Here is a 17,375-nt window from a genome sequence, read left to right as displayed (position 1 = left end):
ACTTCTTTTATTTTGGCGGTATCCATGGCATTTTCTCATTAAGTTACAAAATTAAAACGCTATTGTAAACTACAGCCTTCATTATTTATAATACGTTGAGGTTTTGTTCTTTAATTTTCTCGAGCTCGTCTTTCATGCGTATAACAATTTTCTGCAGGTCGGCATCGTTGGCCTTGGATCCCAGGGTGTTAATTTCGCGTCCTATCTCCTGCGTGATAAAGCCCAGTTTCTTACCCACGGCATCGCGGCTTTGCATGGTTTCTAAGAAATATTCCAGGTGATTGCTAAGGCGTACTTTTTCTTCTGTAATATCCAGTTTTTCCAGATAAAAGATGACTTCCTGCTCAAAGCGGTTCTCATCAATTTTGTTGTTTTGCCCCAGCTCTTCCAAATTTTCGCGGATGCGGGTTTTAATCTTGTCAATTCGCTGCGTTTCATATTGAGGTACCTCCGTCAGTAATTGGGCAATGAGGGCAATGCGCTCACGTATGTCATTTTCAAGGGCCAGCCCTTCGCGCTTACGAAAGCTTATAATATCAGTAATGGCGGCATTGAGTGTTTGAGCAATGGCCTTCCATTCCTCTTCGTCCAGTTCAGCCAGTTCTACCTTCACAGTATCAGGCAGGGGCATAATCACTTTCAGGTAGTCAGTGTTATTATCCAAGCCCAGTTCCTGTGCTACAGTCTTTAGTTGCTCGTGATAGTTTTTAATAACCTGCTGGTTAACCTTGGTTATCTTGTCTGATGTGGCGGCCTCCACATAAAAGCTAAGGTCAATTTTACCCCGCGATAATTTTTTACCCAGCAGGCTTCTTATTTCAATTTCTTTTTCCCGGTACAGGTTTGGAATGCGCGTGTTTAAATCCAGCTGCTTACTGTTTAGCGATTTTATTTCTATGCTGATCTTTTTATTCGGCAATTCACAAACAGCCTTGCCATAACCGGTCATCGATTGAATCATAAGTCTCTTGTATTTCTATAGTAAAGCGCAAAGGTAATGTTTTTCCATTATTAGGGGAGCTTAAATTCTGACTTGTATTTTTAAAATATCCGTCTAAATAATTTCACTAAACATCAAACAATCAATAAGTATTATTTAGAAGGAGTAATAATGTTTAATAAAAACTAAAAATGATTAAACAAAATTGTCTCATTACAGTTTCTCTTACAAATCACCATTTGAAAACCTATTAAATATTAAGGACATGAAACGAGTAACTGACATTTTAGGAAGAAATCTTTGGATTTTTATTGTTTTACTGGGCCTCGCCTTTGTAAACGTATCGTGTGACGACGATGATGATGATAACTCGGGTAACGAAAAACCCCTGCCGGAAGAATCAATGACCATCACTGACATTGCTGCCGGAAATGCTGACTTTAGTATTCTTGTGGCGGCACTTAAAAAGGCGGGTCTTGATGATGATCTGGCAACGAAGGATGCATCCTTAACTGTTTTTGCCCCCACCAATACTGCCTTTGAAGATTTATTAGAGGAATTGGGTGTGGCAGGTTTGGATGATATACCCAATGACGTTTTAACCGATGTGTTGTTGTATCATGTAACGACGGGTACCAACAAAGCTTCCATGATTGCAACTGGTTATTATTCTACTATGAGTTCAGGGCCTGTTGACGGCTATGGTTTATCATTCTACGTAGACATGGAAATGGCCATGATCAATAGCAGGGCTAGAATTACTGCGACTGACATCGAAGCGGATAACGGTGTAATACATGTTATTGATAAGGTTATGCTACCAATGAGTATCACCGATCATGCTGTTGCCAACCCTGCTTTTAGTTCTCTTGTAGCCGGTGTAACAAAAGCCGATTTGGCCGGCGCACTGGATGATGATGAGGCCTCTTTTACTGTATTTGCGCCAACGAATGATGCTTTCAATGACTTTTTTACAGAGTTGGGTATAGGATTAGACGACCTGAGTGCTGAAACCTTGTCATCGGTAATATTATATCACGCGCTGGGCGATGTAGTGCCGGCAAGTATGGTTGAGGCCGGTTATGTTTCAACGCTGAGTACTGCTTATGAGCGTGCGATTAATTTAAAGATTGATACTGAGGGAGGTGTATTTCTGAATGGAGATAGTGAGGTAATTGCCACCGATGTGGTAGCTACTAACGGTATTATTCATGCCATTAATAAAGTGATTATGCCGCCTACCGTCGTTGATATTGCTATCGATAATCCTGATTTCAGTACTTTGGTTGCCGCTGTTGTAAAGGCTGAACTGGCTACAACGTTGTCGGGAGACGGTCCGTTTACGGTATTTGCCCCTACCAATGCAGCCTTTGAACAAGTCTTTGCTGACTTGGGTGTTAGTGGAATAGATCCACTAACTAAAGACGACCTGACACCTATATTGTTGGCCCATGTTGTGAGTGGTAATGTAGCTTCAAATGGACTAAGCAATGGGAATGTTCCTACCTTAAATACAGAGAAGAGTTTGGCGGTTAACATTGATAATGGCGTAACAATTGATGAAACCATTAATGTTGTAGCACCTGATATTCAGGGGGTCAATGGAATAATTCACGTGATTGATAAGGTGATTGTTCCTTAATAGTCGGTTTCGACCTTGGGTTGATGGGGGCACTTGTTGCCCCCATTTTTGTTAATGAAAATGCGCGCAAGGCTGAACATTATTAGTCCCCCAACGTTTTAGCTTCAATAAATAAAGTTGCATTACAGGGAACCAGATATGGCATCTTATTCAATTAAAGATTTGGAGAAAATCTCCGGTATTAAAGCGCATACCATTCGTATATGGGAGCGTCGTTATAAGCTGATCGAGCCGCAGCGAACGGCCACTAACATACGTTTTTACAGCGATGAGGATTTAAAACGAATTTTAAATGTATCAATACTTAACCAGAATGGTTATAAAATATCGAAGATAGCCCATATGGATGAGGGCCAGCTGCGCGACCGCGTCATTGACTTATGTCTGGACACGCGCAATGTGGGGGTGCAGGTCGAAAGCCTTTTGGTGGCCATGCTGGAGTTAGACGAGAGTAAGTTTAGCAATGTGCTTAGCAACTCCATCATCAAGCTTGGTTTTGAAGCTACTGTTGAAGCTATTTTATTTCCCTTTCTTAATCGTATTGGCATCCTGTGGCAAACAGGCACCATTAATCCGTCGCAGGAGCATTTTATCTCCAACCTTATTCGACAAAAATTGATTGTGGCCATCGATAATGAGATGCAAAATTTTGTTCCGCAGTCCGATAAAACCATTGTCTTTTTCCTTCCGGAGCATGATTTGCATGAGATTGGCCTCTTGTTTTACAGTCTTATCGCCCGCAAAGAAGGCTATCAGGTAATATACCTGGGGGCATCAGTTCCTGTGTGTGATTTAAAGGTGGTCGTGGAGGTGCGTGGTGCCGATGCTTTGTTTACGTCTTTTGTTAATGCCACTGAAAAGGAGAATCTGGAAGCCATCATGAATGATATTGCACACAATATACCGGACATACCAGTATATGTGATGGGCTTGCAGGTGCGGGAGTTGCAGCCGCAGTTACCACCTCTTTTTCAGATAGTGAGTGCATCGCAGGAATTCAAAACCAAGTTAAGCCGTCTTTAGCGTCTTTGGGATGAGCTTGTCAAATTAGTTTGTTGTGGATACTGCCGATTATTGATTTCTTTTCACCACGCTTTTTAGTTTCCATCGTCCGGTGAAATAATAGGCGATGGAGCCTATAAGTCCCATGCTCCAGCCGATGGGTATGGCCCACCAGATGCCGTTCACACCAAAATGTTTCGACAGAACAATGGCAAAGGGGATGCGTATCACCCACAGAGAGAACAAGGTGATAAACATGGGAATAAGTGTGTCGCCGGCCCCGCGTAACACACCATGCATTACAAACATGGTGGAGAATATCATATAGAACGAGCTGACAATTACCAGATAATTGCTGCCATGGGCAATAACCGACGGGTCTTTGGTGAATACCTGCATAATATAAGCGCCAAAAAATACAACGATAAGCATTACCACCAGTGAGATTCCCCAAGCCATAAAAAGGGTAGCGCGTAGTCCTTTTTTGATGCGATCAACCTTTTGCGCCCCCAGGTTTTGGCCCACAAAGGCCGACAGCGCACTGGCCAGGTTAAGGGCCGGCATGGCGGCCAGTGCATCGATACGGCTGGCCACAGAAAAAGCTGCCAATACATTGGTGTCGAAGTTGTTGACAATGCGAATAAGGGCCATGATGCCCAGTGCCACAAAGGTTTGTTGGAAGCCTGTGGGTAAGCCAATGCGAATACTCTGCATAAATAGTTCCTTGTCGAAGCGAAACTTAAAGACATTAAAGGAAATGATTTCATGCTTCTTATTCAGGTAGATGGCACCCGTAATAAAGGCGCCTGCCTGTGCTATTAATGTGGCATAAGCTACCCCGCTGATGCCCCACTCAAACACCACAATAAATACAATGTCGAGCACAATATTCACCACCGTGGCCACCACCATAAAATAGAGGGGTGTCATGGAGTCGCCCAGGCCCCGCAGTATGGATGAGGTACCGCTAAAGCCGAAGAAGGCAATCATACCCATCATAAATACATTGAAATAGTCGGTGGCTAATGGTATTACCTCTTCCTCAACATGTAATAGCCGAAATATATCATCGCTAAAAACGATGCCGATGGTGGTGATGATGATAGAAGCGCCAAACAAGAAGATGTAACTGGTGTCGATGGCACGTTTTACCTTTTCCAGGTTTTTAGCTCCAAAATACTGGCTGATGATGATGGTGGCACCACTGCCAATGCCAATAACAAAGGCAATAAGGGCATAAAAGATGGGGGATGAGGCACCAATGGCAGCCAGCGCTTCTGTACCCAGGTAGTTACCTACAATAATGCTGTCTACAACATGATACATCTGTTGCAGTAGATTGCCCAATACCATAGGTAATGCAAATTTAAAAATCAGTTTCGCTTCGTTGCCTACGGTCAGGTCTCTCATTGAATTATTTGTGTTTTGTGACAAGTAAAACCAACAGTCATCGGTTTTGGTTTATATCTTTGTTAGTGGAATACAAAGCAAAGAAAAAAGAAGTGGGTGTGCAACGACAGCGTCAAAAAAGGCCGGCTCATGGGTGAACCGACCTTCTCTTAAGGGGCTTATTGCTCAATTTAAACGGTTTCCTTCAAGGCAGGTGTCAGCTCAACGGTGAAGTGGCGCATTAGCGGCGCTTCGTTCACGATGCGATATCCCGTGCTTATCTCAGATCGTCGATCATAAACATTTTTAAGAGCCACGGCAATTACATCCATATGATTATTGGTGTAAACGCGGCGGGGTATGGCCAGGCGCAAGAGTTCCAGTGCCGGGTATCTGTTTTCGCGGGTTGAAGGATCGCGATCAGCCAGCAGTGTGCCAATCTCAACACCCCGTATACCGGCTTCCTTATATAGCTCAACGGCCAGTGTTTGGGCAATAAATTCCTCCTTGGGTAGATGCGGTAAAAAGCGTTTAGCGTCAACAAAAATGGCATGGCCGCCAAAGGGCTCCTGCACCGGTATGCCAAATTCTTTGAGTTTATTGCCCAGGTAGGCCACCTGCTTGATCCGGGTGTCCAGGTAATCAAACTCCGTGCCTTCATCCAAGCCTTGCGCCAGGGCGTTCATATCGCGGCCCGACATGCCTCCGTAGGTTACAAAGCCTTCGTAGATAATATTAAACTGACTGGCTTTTTTAAACAATTTTTCTTCGCGTAGCGCAATAAAACCACCCATGTTCACAATGGCATCTTTCTTACTACTCATGGTCATGCCATCGGCATAACTATACATTTCTTTCACAATTTCTTTAATGCTCTTATCCCCATAACCTTCCTCGCGCATTTTTATGAAATAGGCGTTCTCTGCGAAGCGTGCCGAATCAAACAATACGCGAATGCCATACGATTTAGCCAGCTTGTATACTTCTCGCATGTTTTTCATGGAAACAGGCTGCCCGCCTGATGAGTTACAGGTGACTGTAACAATAATCATAGGGATATTTTCCTGGGGGTGACTCTGTAGTACATTTTCCAGCTTGTTAAGATCTAGGTTGCCTTTAAAGGGATGGTCAAGGGTGGTGTTGAAAGCCTCATCGATGGTACAGTCAATGGCTTGTGCCTTGCGAAACTCGATATGGCCTTTGGTAGTATCGAAATGGGTATTACCCGGTACCACATCGCCTTCTTTTACAAGCGCTGAGAAAAGCACATTTTCAGCAGCTCTTCCCTGGTGGGTGGGTAGAAAGTAATCAAAGCCAATGATGTTCTTAATGGCATTTTTTAGGTTGTAATAGGATGAAGCTCCGGCATAGCTCTCATCGCCCAGCATCATAGCGGCCCACTGACGGTCGCTCATGGCACCGGTACCGCTGTCCGTAAGGAGGTCAATAAATACCTGATCGCTGCGCAGGTTAAATAAGTTGTATCGTGCTGCCTTAATCCATGCGGCACGTTCTTCGCGGGTGCTTTTGCGGATGGGTTCAACCATCTTAATTTTAAATGATTCAGAAAAAGGAAGTTCCATTATCTTAGATTTTTTGGATTTTATAATTTACGATGCCGAGTACCAACAAGCCATCGCATAGTATTTTGTGCCATTGTATTAGTTGATGCAAAAATGTGCAGTAGAAAGTGTTACCAACGGTTGTTGGTATTAGAAGGTAAATTCGTCCCGGTTTTTAATGTTGAGAAACAGCCGGGTGGATAATACGGATTGTATGTTTGTATTTACCATTTTAGCATGAGTTACTATTGCAAATGTAAAAAACTATAGCACCTGACAAAAATAAGATTGACCAAAGTGAGATAAGTCATCTCTTAAGCGCTTTTCTTTTTCTGTTTAGGATAATGCTGCTATTTTTGTTTTTGAAATGAACGATACAATTATCATTAGAATATTATCAGTTTTCGGGCGCTTGGGTTTGACTTTATTTTGCGTCGTTTTATCAATGTGCATGCCGGCTAATGGCTTGGCGCAGCAGAAGGTGTCAAGTGTTTTGCCCGATCGGCAGGAGCAATCATTGTCGGTGGGTTGGTATTCTTCTTTCTATCGTTATCAAACTAACGAGGCCAAGACGACTTTAAAGCCCATGTTTCTTAAGGATTACATTATTAAGCATGTTGACCGGGAAAGTATTTTTGCGGTTCATCTTTTCCCGCCTTTAGTCGATAAGAAGGTTAAAACTTACAGGTTCGCTCCTAAATTTAGAGTGCCGTCCTATCCTGAGATAAAATTTGTGCCGCGCAATAGTGCTGAGGAAACATTGAATGCATATCAGGATTTTATGCAAGGGCAGCAATTGAGTAAATCCTACGCTGATGTGTTTTCGAAGCGGTATTTTATTGCTGAGGCTCACGATCGTTTTATGTTTACGCATCTGAGCAGTATGGGTGCCGTGTGGGACTCAATTCCTGATGCTCCCAAACTTGGCGAAGATGGTTTTTTGGAACGTCGTTCGGCACAAGCAGGTATTAGAACCTTGCTACATAATCATTCCTATGAAACACAGACGAATCTAGAAAAGATATCCATAAAAACCGGTCCCTGGACCTTTGAAGGAACCGAGAATATATTGCTGTCGCAAGGCTATGTGGATAATTGGGTAAAAGGAGGAGAGAGTAATGTGAGCCTTGGTAGTGACCTGCGTTTGACTGCTAACTATAAGAAAAATAAGCATGAATGGGATAATTACATCATTCATAAGGTGGGGATTGTATCTACCGAAACCGAAAAAGGAAAAGTTAATACCGACCTGATAGAGCTGAATACAAAATATGGTTTAAAGGCATCGCAGAAATGGTACTATAGTTTTCTGTATAATTTCAAAACACAGTTCTTTTATGGCTATGACAAGCCCGATGGAGACCCGGTATCCGGTTTTCTGGCACCGGCCTATATGTCGTTTGCCGTCGGTATGGATTATAAGCCCGACAAAAAGTTTACCCTTCTATTATCCCCTATCACCTCGCGTTTAACACTGGTTGCGAATACCCGTAAGTTCGATGAAACCGATTACGGCATCCAGGAGGGGCGCAATGGAAACATCGTGAATGGTATTTCTGTGGTGAATAATATCAGCCATAATATTAGCCGTGAGTTTAAGTTATCTTCGCGCCTCGATGCCTTCTACCAATATTTGGGAAAGCCGGATAAGGATAAGGACCGCCGTGTGCAAATTGACTGGGAGGTGATTCTGGATATGAAGATCAATCGTTTTTTATCAACCCGAATACTGGGGCATCTTCGTTATTTTACCAACGAATCGGACAAAGTGCAGCTGCGAGAAAATTTTAATATTAACTTTAGTTATAATTTTTAATGGTGGTTTTTGTAAAAGAATTGATTGTGAGTCTGTTGTTAGCTGGGGGTTTCGGATTTAATAATTTCTTAAGATGGCCTTTAACTTCTTTTAACGTTCCTTATTATGTGTTAGCGATAAAAGCGCTTACATTTGCAGTGTAAGAAAAAGGGAAAACAACGACATTTAGACGTCGCTTCTTACAAATCAAAAAGAAATTTCGACACAAGTGTGTCAACAAGATATTGAGTAAGTTTTCTCATAGTTTAGGGTTAGGTTTGGTTAAAAGTTGAAAGTCGTCTTAAAGAATGCTTTAAGGCGGCTTTCTTTTTGTGCCCATATGTAATCTATTCTGATGTGGGGATGTGAAGCTTAACTTGTATTATTAAAGTGAAACGCCGTATATTGAATGGGGTAATATTGGCGGAGGGATGAGTTAGCGTTTGATAAATAAATAATAAACACATGAAGAATACGATTTTATTGTTACTGGCCGTATTGCTGTTTGCTTGCGGACCAAAGGAGGTGCCATCAATTGGCGATAAGCACATGGTAGTGTTTGATAACGAGCATTTGTATTTCGATGGGGGCGCTTTTGATGCAGAACTGGATCAGAGTGATAAGGTTTACCGGATTATGGATGGTCGAATTTTAATGAAAAAGATTAGTTTGCCAAGCTATGATCGCGAGGTGGCTGCTTCGGTCAAAGTAACGGTGGCTTCAGCTGGTGATCGTTGGGATAAGTCGGGTTCCTTTTTTGTGATACCTGAGGGTGCCATGCCAAATTTTGTATCGCTTCAGGCGGGTGGCGACTTGCCCAAAGGTCTGGAAGAGCATGAAGGACTGCCCGGTGTGGTTGCTGCCGGTGAGTATCAACCCGTGGTTGAGCTGATGCGTTTTATGACACCCTTTGGTATAGGTTTTTATAATGATAAGATGGACTTGCGTAAGCCAGTTTATATTCCGCATTGGGAAGATAAAGTGGTGTGGGAGCAGGATATCACCGATCGTTTATCATTGCTGGAAGGCGATGTGTGGGTAGGGGTGTGGATTGATACCTGGACCAAAGAAGGGTATACTGTATCGGCCGAGTTGAAGTTCGATGAAACAGACTATCTCTACGCTGCTAAACCCAAGACAGGGGTTCAGCCCTTGTTGAATACCATTCCTTACTATCGTGGTCAAAAACATGTTGATTTGTTTAGTCGTAAGGACTTGGTGATGAAGGCGACTGTGCCGGCCGGTGTTTCTAATGTAAAATTGAACTATATTACCACAGGACATGGTGGTCACTCCGGTGGCGATGAATTTGTGAAGAAGGTAAATATTGTGAAGGTGGATGGTGAAGAGGTGATTAACTTCATTCCCTGGCGTGATGACTGTGCCGCTTTTCGTCGCTTTAATCCGGGTTCGGGTCTTTGGTTAATTAAGGATACAGCTACTTATATCGATAGCAAGGCGCGAAAGTATAAGGAGAAGGTTATTGAAGAGCGTTTGGCATCGTCCGATCTATCGCGCTCCAACTGGTGCCCCGGTTCCGATGTTCAGCCTGTGGTGGTGGATCTTGATGTGGCTGCCGGTGAACATACCTTCACTTTTAGCATTCCCGAGGCCCAAGAGATCGATGGTGATAAACTGAACCACTGGTTGGTTTCGGCTTACCTTACCTGGGAAGAGTAGGTAAATGATAAAGTTGAATTGGTGTAAAGAGTTTGGGAGTCAGCTCATCAGTATTAGATAAAAAATGAAAGCTCACTGGAAATGGTGAGCTTTTTTTATGAGTTTTACTTCGCGAGGATAAAAGTTGCCAATATGGCTTTGTGATCAGTGGGCCAGGTGCCGTCCGGCAGTATGATTGGATCCTGTGTATCTTCAGTGACCCGCCGGTTGCGTGCGATGGATCCGCGTGGCCCCACAATGCTAATATCTCTTAACTTCAGGCGTTTGTCAGCTTGGTAAAAAATATAATCTATTCGATCACGGTCATCGGCATCGGGGCTCCAGGCTAGTTTTTTTATGTCGACAAGCGGGTTATCAGCTGGATAAGTAAAGCCGGGATGCGTTAGTACATTGGGGTACTGTTGCCGGTAGGCATCAATGAATCCGGCCTTTTCAAGGGTCTTGGTATTGGGCCACTGCATTACAACGCCGTTATGATCATAGCGATCCTTGGTAGCACTCACCCAATCCAGATGGGAGGGTTCGTTCAGGTCACCCCCCAGCATTACCAAACGACCTTTTTCCCTTTCTTCACTAGCATCGGCAATGATTGCTCTTATGGCTTCATCGCGCATAGATTGATTATTGTAGGCCGCAATAAGCGCAGTATCGGTCACCGGTTTATCCAGTTTTTTCCAAGTGGTGCCATCATAAGAACGGGGTAAATATAAAGCGCAGTGGCGGTAATCGAGGTGGGCGCTGTAAAATGCCAGTACTGTGCCATTAATATCGATGAGGGCCTTGGTTACTGATCCCTGGTCGTTTTTCACAGGATACAGGTCTTCCTGTGAAAGGATAGGATAACGAGATAAGATACCACTATCCTGACTCTTTTGCGAATAGAAAGTGTAGCCGCGTTTGTTAAAGTCATTCACAAGGCGATCAGCCAGTATTTCACCCTTGTAGTTGCGTACTTCACTTAAGGCAATCACATCGGCCTCAAGGCGTATTACTTCATCGAGTATGGCTGGATAACCCTTTTCCACTACCGTTCCCTCTTGCCATATATTAAACTGCATGACCTTAATCTCTTGTTTTTGATTGCTTTTGCAGCCCGTTAGCGAGAGGAATAGTGACAGGCATATTAATAATATGCTTGCGATCTTTATGCTGTTTTTGGGGGATACTTGAACTTTGTTTTGCATGGTAGCTTTAAGATTTTATTGTGCTAAGGTAGTATTTTAAGCAGATTATCTTTCCTTGTTGGCCAAGTTTGCGCGTAGTGGCTTTCTTGTGTATATTTGCAACTTAACCGGTTTAGTAAAGTGTGTGAAACCATCGATTAAAACCATTGCAGAGCACTTGGGTGTGTCAAAAACCACCGTGTCGTTTGTACTAAACGGACGGGGTAATGAGATGAATATCAGTGCTGAAACCCAGAGGCGGGTATTGGACACGGCTCGAAAGCTAAATTATGTACCCAACCATCTGGCGCGAAGTCTGAGCATGGGGCGGTCTTATACACTTGGTTTTGTTGTGCCTGATATTTCTAATCCCTTCTTTGGTAAGATTGCGCGGCTGGTAGAGTATTATGCAGAGCAGCGTGGATACTCGGTGATGGTGGCCAGTAAAGATGAAAGGGCCGATAAGCAGGAAGCTATACTGGATGCTTTTGCCAAGCGACAGATCGATGGCGTTATTATTGCACCTTGTGCGCCCCTCGATAAATCGGCTATGATTCCAACGGTGTGTTTCGATCGGCTTTTTACGGATAGTTCTCCCGCAGCCCTGACAATTAATAATACCGAGACTGCTTTTGCGCTCACCGAAAATCTTGTAAAAAAGGGCTGTAGACACATCGGTCTGTTGCAGTTATCGGCTTTTTTGCCCACTATACAAGATCGTGTCAGGGGTTATAAGGAAGCTTTGAAAAAGCATGGTATGGCTGCGGATGCGTCACTAATGCAGGAGCTTGATGGGAAGGAGTTAAAGGCAGGTGTTCTGAAGGCGATGCATCATTTTTTTAGCTTGCCGCATCCACCCGATGGTATTCTGTTTTTAAATAATGTGATGACTGCCCATGCTTTGTGGGCGGTTAATAAATATTATCCTTTGGCCGTTGATAAACTTCACTTTGCAACCTTCGATAATCTTGATTTGTTTGATTATGCGTATCCGCGAGTGGTGTCTGCTTTGCAACCCGGCAGAGAGATTGCTCATGACTGTGTAGAGTTACTATGTAAGCAAATTGAAGATGGAAAAGTACCCGTGAACCGATGTTATTCGAGCAAAATTATTGATAGATAAAATCTTAATATTATTCCTTAATAAGAACCTATGAGTAGTATTTATTCCGACAAGAGAACCGTTATGACGCTGGATGCAGGCGGTACAAATTTTGTTTTTAATGCCATGCGTGGCGGGAAAAGCCTGCTGGCTCCCATTAAAAAAGCAGCCAACGGCGATCAGCTGGAGCGCTGTTTGAAAAATATGATCGAAGGCTTCGAAGCTGTGGTTGCACAGTTGGATCATCAGCCAGAGGCCATTAGTTTTGCCTTTCCCGGTCCTGCCGATTATCCCAATGGTATCATTGGCGACCTGGGTAATCTTCCGGCTTTTCGTGGGGGTGTAGCCTTGGGGCCAATGTTAGCACATCATTTTGGTATTCCTGTTTTCATACAAAATGATGGGGATCTTTATGCTTATGGAGAGGCTTTGGGGGGCATCCTTCCTGAGATAAATACCGCATTGAAGGAGCAGGGTAGCACAAAATGCTATAAGAATCTGATTGGTTTAACCCTAGGCACCGGATTTGGTGCCGGACTGGTGCACGACAATGTGCTGATTGCTGGCGATAATAGTATTGTGGCCGAGGTTTGGAATGTCAGTAATGCTGTATCGCCTGAGCGCAACGCCGAAGAAGGCGTGAGTACCCGTGCCATTATTAACGAGTACAACCGTTTGAGTGGTAACACAGCTTCGCTAATGCCCAAAGATGTGTTTGATATTGCAGAGGGTAATAAGGAAGGTAATAAGGATGCGGCACGTGAGGCTTTTGCGATTTTTGGCCGCCATCTGGGCGATGCAGTAGCCAATTTAATTAACCTATTTGACGGTATTGTAGTAATTGGCGGTGGCCTCACCGGAGCCAGTAGCCTGTACATGCCCGCTGTGATGCAGGTGATTAAAGGGCAGTTTGATAATGGTCAGGATCGCCTGGTACAAAAAGTCTATTGCCTTGATAATGCCGATGAAAAGGAAGCATTTTTTCATACCCAAAGTCATCAAATTACCGTACCTTTTACTGATAAGAAGGTGGATTATTCACCGGAGCAGAAAATTGCCATTGCAACCAGTAAGCTTGATGCCAGCGAGGCGATTGCCATTGGTGCCTATGCCTATGCACTGAGTCAACTGGATCAGTAAGCGGGAGAACTAAAATAGAATAATAACCATACAAAAGGAGAATATACAATGTTGTATCCATTAAAATTTCAACCCATTCTGAAAGAGATGATATGGGGAGGTAAAAAAATACCTCAGAAACTAAATGTTGAAGTGGCTGAAGACGTGAAGATCGGTGAGAATTTTGCTGTGTCGGGCTTGAAGAATGATTTATCTGTGGTGAGCAATGGTGAGCTGGCTGGGAAAAACATGCTGGAACTGATTGAGGCCTACAAAGGTGATCTACTGGGTGAGAAAGTATATCAACAGTTTGGCACTAACTTTCCTCTGTTGATCAAATACATTGATGCCAACGACGACCTGTCTATTCAGGTACATCCCGATGATGAATTGGCAAAGGTGAAGCACGATTCATTCGGTAAAACTGAAATGTGGTATGTGGTGGATGCCGAAAAGGGTGCCGGTTTGATTTCGGGCTTTAGCAAAAAAACGACGGCCGGGGAATTTGAGACCTATCATTCATCGGGTAAACTAATGGAGCTGATGGCCAAGCACCCGACCGCCGAGGGCGATGCCTTTTTTATTCCTGCCGGTAAGGTGCATTCCATTGGTAGTGGTAATCTGATTGCTGAGATTCAACAAACCTCGGACATTACCTACCGAATTTATGATTTCGATCGTCGTGATAAGTTTGGTAATCCGCGTGAGCTGCACCACGAATTAGCGATGGATGCCATGGACTTCTCCGATGATGCATCGGGTAAGGTGGACTATCAGGCAGTGGTCAATAGCTCTGTCAATGTGGCTTCCTGTCAGTATTTTACTACTAATATGCTGCAGGTAGAAGGTGGTTTACAAAAGGACTACAGTGAAAAGAAGTCCTTCGTTATTTTGATGAACGTAGGCGGTGCTTGCACTATCAAAGCCAATGGTGTTGATGTTGAGTTGAAAGAGATGGAGGCTACTTTATTGCCGGCTGCCATCAATGAAGTGGAGATAAGTGCTGAAGGGACGGCAAAGTTACTGGAAGTGTATATTGAAGCCTAAGCACAGTTAACTGAATAAAAAAGCGGTTCTCATCATCAGGATGAGAACCGCTTTTTTATATTCTGCCCAAGGGCATTGTTAAGGTTTTAATAAGTATCCTGAAGGCTGCGTATCAGTAGTTTCTCCTTGAGCTTATTAATGTTAGCCTTGGTTTCAAATACAAGGGTCTGTGATTGTCCGGGCAGCAAATCGAAATAATTGTCCGAGAACCAGCCTTCTGCATCGTCATAGCTTAAATATACATTTTTGGCCAGTTTGTCGGTGCTCACGGTAATTTTGTATCCCTCGGCAATCTTCTCAACTTCTGCTGTCAGCTGGGGTGTTGGCAGCGTCAGGTCTTTGGCCGCTTTAAAGTAGAAAGTGCTTGTATAAACTGCTTCGCCTTCAACCATTAATTTTGTTGATAATACAGCATTTTTGGTGTCAATGCCCTTCAGTACCGATTTAAGTGATTTTTTAAAGGCTATGCTGGATGTATTGGCTTTAATATTTATTTCTGAACTGTGTGCCCAAAGCTGCTTACCGTTGAAATCCAGTATCTCAAGTTCCAACTGTCCTTTCTGATCCTCAAACTGATCAGATACTGTGTAAATCAGCAGATCGTCTGTTTTGGTGTCGGGCACGGCGATGAGAGGAGCAAAAGCTTTGCGGGTGTAGTATTGCAGGGCTTTCCAGTTGCCGTAATAGTCGATGCTTGACCACGATGCTGCCGGCCACACATCATTCAGCTGCCAGTAAAGACTTCCCATGGTAGTGGGCATATTAATGCGGTGTCCCTCAATGCCGGTTCTTATACCTTCGGCTTGCAGCAATAGACCCACATACAAGAAAGATTCAAAATCCTTTGGATTACGATAGTAGTTATCCATATAACGCTTGATGGCGCCATTGCCAATAAAAGATCGCTGGTGCGACTTCATCACTTCGGAGTTGATGTTGTAATCTTCCGGTGTGGTATATTTTTTCACGGTTTTCAGCTCAGGGAAGGACTGAAATCCATATTCACTCACAAAACGTGCTGCCCCATCATGATAGGTGATAAAAGGTACATCCTGGAACCAGATACGCCAGTCGTGCTCGTCGCCATCGATCTTATTGGTGCGAATAGTATCGCCCGCCTGCGGGCTCGATGCCCAGTATTGTTTGGCCGGATCGTGCGCCGCCACGGCCTTGGGCAGTATGTCTAAAAAGATGTCTTTATAGGCCTGCCACATGGCTTTGGCGCCTTCGGGTTGCTTCTTCTCGTTATCCTCTTTCCAACCCCAGCCAAACCAGGCTGCCAGTATTTCGTTATTACCACACCACAGGGCAATGCTGGGGTGGTTACGTAGCCGTCGTACATTGTATTCAGCCTCGTGCTTCACACTTTCAAGAAAGGCGTCATCGCCCGGATACATATTGCAGGCAAACATAAAGTCTTGCCATACCAGGATGCCATATTGATCGCACAGGTCGTAGAAAATTTCTTTTTCGTAGATGCCACCACCCCATACGCGCAGCATATTAAAATTACAGTCCACCGCCGATTTTATAATGTGCTCATATTTCTCGGGTGTCACACGATCCAGAAACACATCGTTGGGGATGTAGTTAGCACCTTTCATAAATACAGGCTGTCCGTTCAGTTTAAAGTAGAAAGAGCGTCCTACTTCATCGTCTTCGCGCACCAGTTCAATAGTCCTGAGCCCCAACTGGTGTCCAAAGGTCTCGGTGCCGGCCTTTGTTTTTAGTTCTCCTTTTAAAGTGTAGAGGTGCGCTTCGCCCAGTCCATTTGTCCACCAACGTTTCGGCTGATCAATTTGAAAATCCACCGGGTAAGTGTGACGACCCTTTTTCAGCTGCACTTCTTCATTGGCAAGGGTTTCGCCATCTATACGCACTGTTAAAGACGCTGTTTCTTCATTCAGGGCTTCAATTTCAAATACTGCGCTCAGCTTTGCCTGCTCATCATTTAAGGTTTTTTGTTGGGTATGGATGGAGGTAATTTGTGCAGTATTCCAGGCTTTCAGCGTAATGGGTTCCCATATTCCCGACGTTACCAGGCGCGGTCCCCAGTCCCAGCCAAAGTGGTAGGGTGCCTTGCGTACATGTGGGCTTACCCATTTCTCGCCCGGCACTTTGCCAATTTTTGCCAGGTCGTTGGCAGATGACTGCACCACGTAGGGGTAGTTATCGTATATTTCGAGTCCCATCTTGATGGGTGAGTGAAAGAGTATACGAAGGTTGTTATCACCCACCTTCAGTAGCTGTTTAACGGTTTTGGTCCAGCCTCTGAACATATTGTCGGCCTTCAATATCAGTTCGCCATTAAGGTAAACGTCGGCATAGGTATCCAGGCCTGCAAAATGAAGCTCTATCTGATCTTTGTCGAGAGTTGATTGATCCAGGGTAAATGTGGTTTTATACTCCCAGTCTTTCTTGTCGATCCATTGCAGGTCGTGTTCATTTAAGCGGTAAAAGGGATCTTCAATCAGGTCGTGACTGAGCAGATCGGTATGTACGCAACCCGGCACACTGGCGTTGCGCCATTCGTTTTTATCAACTTCGCTAAATTGCCAGCCGCTATCAATGGTAATGCTTGTATGCGACTCCTTGGTGGCTTGTGGTGCGCACGAGTAGAGTCCTCCAAGGATGGATAATAGTAGTCCGTAAAAAAATAGTTTCATGTTTGCTGTGTTTTATGTGGTAAAACTAATGCATGATGGTTGGATTGAATGGGTTCATTTGTTTAAAAAGATGGAAAAAATCCAGTTTTATGGCCAAACCATTTTCAAGCTTTTCTATTTCTATCTTTTTTTTTCCATTATGCTTTCTAAAGATGAGAATAAGGAGTGAGGCGTTAACTGAACAACTCGTTTTAGATAATTTTTTGAGTGCTAAAAAGCAAATTAATTGAATAAAAAATATCCGCAGCGGATTAATAACGAACAATTT

The 17,375-nt window shown here is 43.8% G+C and carries 12 protein-coding genes; 7 read left to right on the top strand and 5 right to left on the bottom strand.

Translation table 11 applies throughout. The features are described from left to right. Window positions 1–85 precede the first annotated feature (85 nt). Window positions 86–961 carry a YicC/YloC family endoribonuclease gene (locus ACRD7A_RS03260; protein WP_430809925.1) on the bottom strand — a complete coding sequence of 292 codons (876 nt, stop codon included), beginning with the start codon at window positions 959–961 and terminating at the stop codon, window positions 86–88. A gap of 244 nt (window positions 962–1,205) precedes the next feature. Between ACRD7A_RS03260 and ACRD7A_RS03255 the strand changes: the two genes are divergently transcribed. Further along, complete coding sequence (locus ACRD7A_RS03255) at window positions 1,206–2,582, top strand: fasciclin domain-containing protein (RefSeq protein WP_430809924.1); 1,377 nt, start codon at window positions 1,206–1,208, stop codon at window positions 2,580–2,582. A gap of 138 nt (window positions 2,583–2,720) precedes the next feature. Beyond that, a complete protein-coding gene (locus tag ACRD7A_RS03250) occupies window positions 2,721–3,605 on the top strand; it encodes a MerR family transcriptional regulator (protein WP_430809923.1) in 885 nt (294 codons plus the stop codon). A gap of 48 nt (window positions 3,606–3,653) precedes the next feature. On the opposite strand, the gene ACRD7A_RS03245 is transcribed toward ACRD7A_RS03250, so the two are convergent. Next, a complete protein-coding gene (locus ACRD7A_RS03245) occupies window positions 3,654–4,994 on the bottom strand; it encodes an MATE family efflux transporter (RefSeq protein ID WP_430809922.1) in 1,341 nt (446 codons plus the stop codon). Between the two features lie 170 nt (window positions 4,995–5,164). Then, window positions 5,165–6,556: a tryptophanase TnaA gene (gene tnaA / locus ACRD7A_RS03240; RefSeq protein ID WP_430809921.1), complete on the bottom strand. Its 1,392-nt coding sequence runs from the start codon at window positions 6,554–6,556 to the stop codon at window positions 5,165–5,167. A 430-nt stretch (window positions 6,557–6,986) separates the two neighbouring features. On the opposite strand from tnaA, the gene ACRD7A_RS03235 reads away from it, so the two are divergent. Both ACRD7A_RS03235 and ACRD7A_RS03230 read left to right on the top strand, forming a co-directional pair. Further along, a complete protein-coding gene (locus tag ACRD7A_RS03235) occupies window positions 6,987–8,351 on the top strand; it encodes a DUF3078 domain-containing protein (protein ID WP_430817925.1) in 1,365 nt (454 codons plus the stop codon). Window positions 8,352–8,795: 444 nt separating this feature from the next. Next, a complete protein-coding gene (locus ACRD7A_RS03230; protein ID WP_430809919.1) occupies window positions 8,796–10,010 on the top strand; it encodes a PNGase F N-terminal domain-containing protein in 1,215 nt (404 codons plus the stop codon). Window positions 10,011–10,114: 104 nt separating this feature from the next. On the opposite strand, the gene ACRD7A_RS03225 is transcribed toward ACRD7A_RS03230, so the two are convergent. Beyond that, a complete protein-coding gene (locus ACRD7A_RS03225) occupies window positions 10,115–11,068 on the bottom strand; it encodes an endonuclease/exonuclease/phosphatase family protein (RefSeq protein ID WP_430809918.1) in 954 nt (317 codons plus the stop codon). 250 nt (window positions 11,069–11,318) lie between these two features. Here ACRD7A_RS03225 and ACRD7A_RS03220 point away from each other — a divergent pair, with 250 nt between their 5' ends. The 3 genes from ACRD7A_RS03220 to ACRD7A_RS03210 are packed head-to-tail and all read left to right on the top strand — an operon-like array spanning window position 11,319 to window position 14,441. Further along, window positions 11,319–12,296, top strand: a complete 978-nt coding sequence (locus ACRD7A_RS03220) for a LacI family DNA-binding transcriptional regulator (RefSeq protein WP_430809917.1) — start codon at window positions 11,319–11,321, stop codon at window positions 12,294–12,296. A 30-nt stretch (window positions 12,297–12,326) separates the two neighbouring features. Next, entirely contained in the window at window positions 12,327–13,415 is a 1,089-nt protein-coding gene (locus ACRD7A_RS03215) for an ROK family protein (RefSeq protein ID WP_430809916.1), read from the top strand. Window positions 13,416–13,463: 48 nt separating this feature from the next. Further along, the gene (locus ACRD7A_RS03210; RefSeq protein ID WP_430809915.1) at window positions 13,464–14,441 is read left to right on the top strand and encodes a type I phosphomannose isomerase catalytic subunit; all 978 of its coding nucleotides are present in this window, start codon (window positions 13,464–13,466) and stop codon (window positions 14,439–14,441) included. A gap of 86 nt (window positions 14,442–14,527) precedes the next feature. Here the strand turns inward: ACRD7A_RS03210 and ACRD7A_RS03205 are convergent, their stop codons facing one another. Then, a complete protein-coding gene (locus ACRD7A_RS03205; RefSeq protein WP_430809914.1) occupies window positions 14,528–17,107 on the bottom strand; it encodes a beta-mannosidase in 2,580 nt (859 codons plus the stop codon). Window positions 17,108–17,375: the final 268 nt, after the last annotated feature.

It is taken from the genome of Carboxylicivirga longa, from assembly GCF_050589825.1.
Lineage (GTDB): Bacteria > Bacteroidota > Bacteroidia > Bacteroidales > Marinilabiliaceae > Carboxylicivirga > Carboxylicivirga longa.
This window is presented reverse-complemented; position numbering and strand designations above follow the sequence as displayed.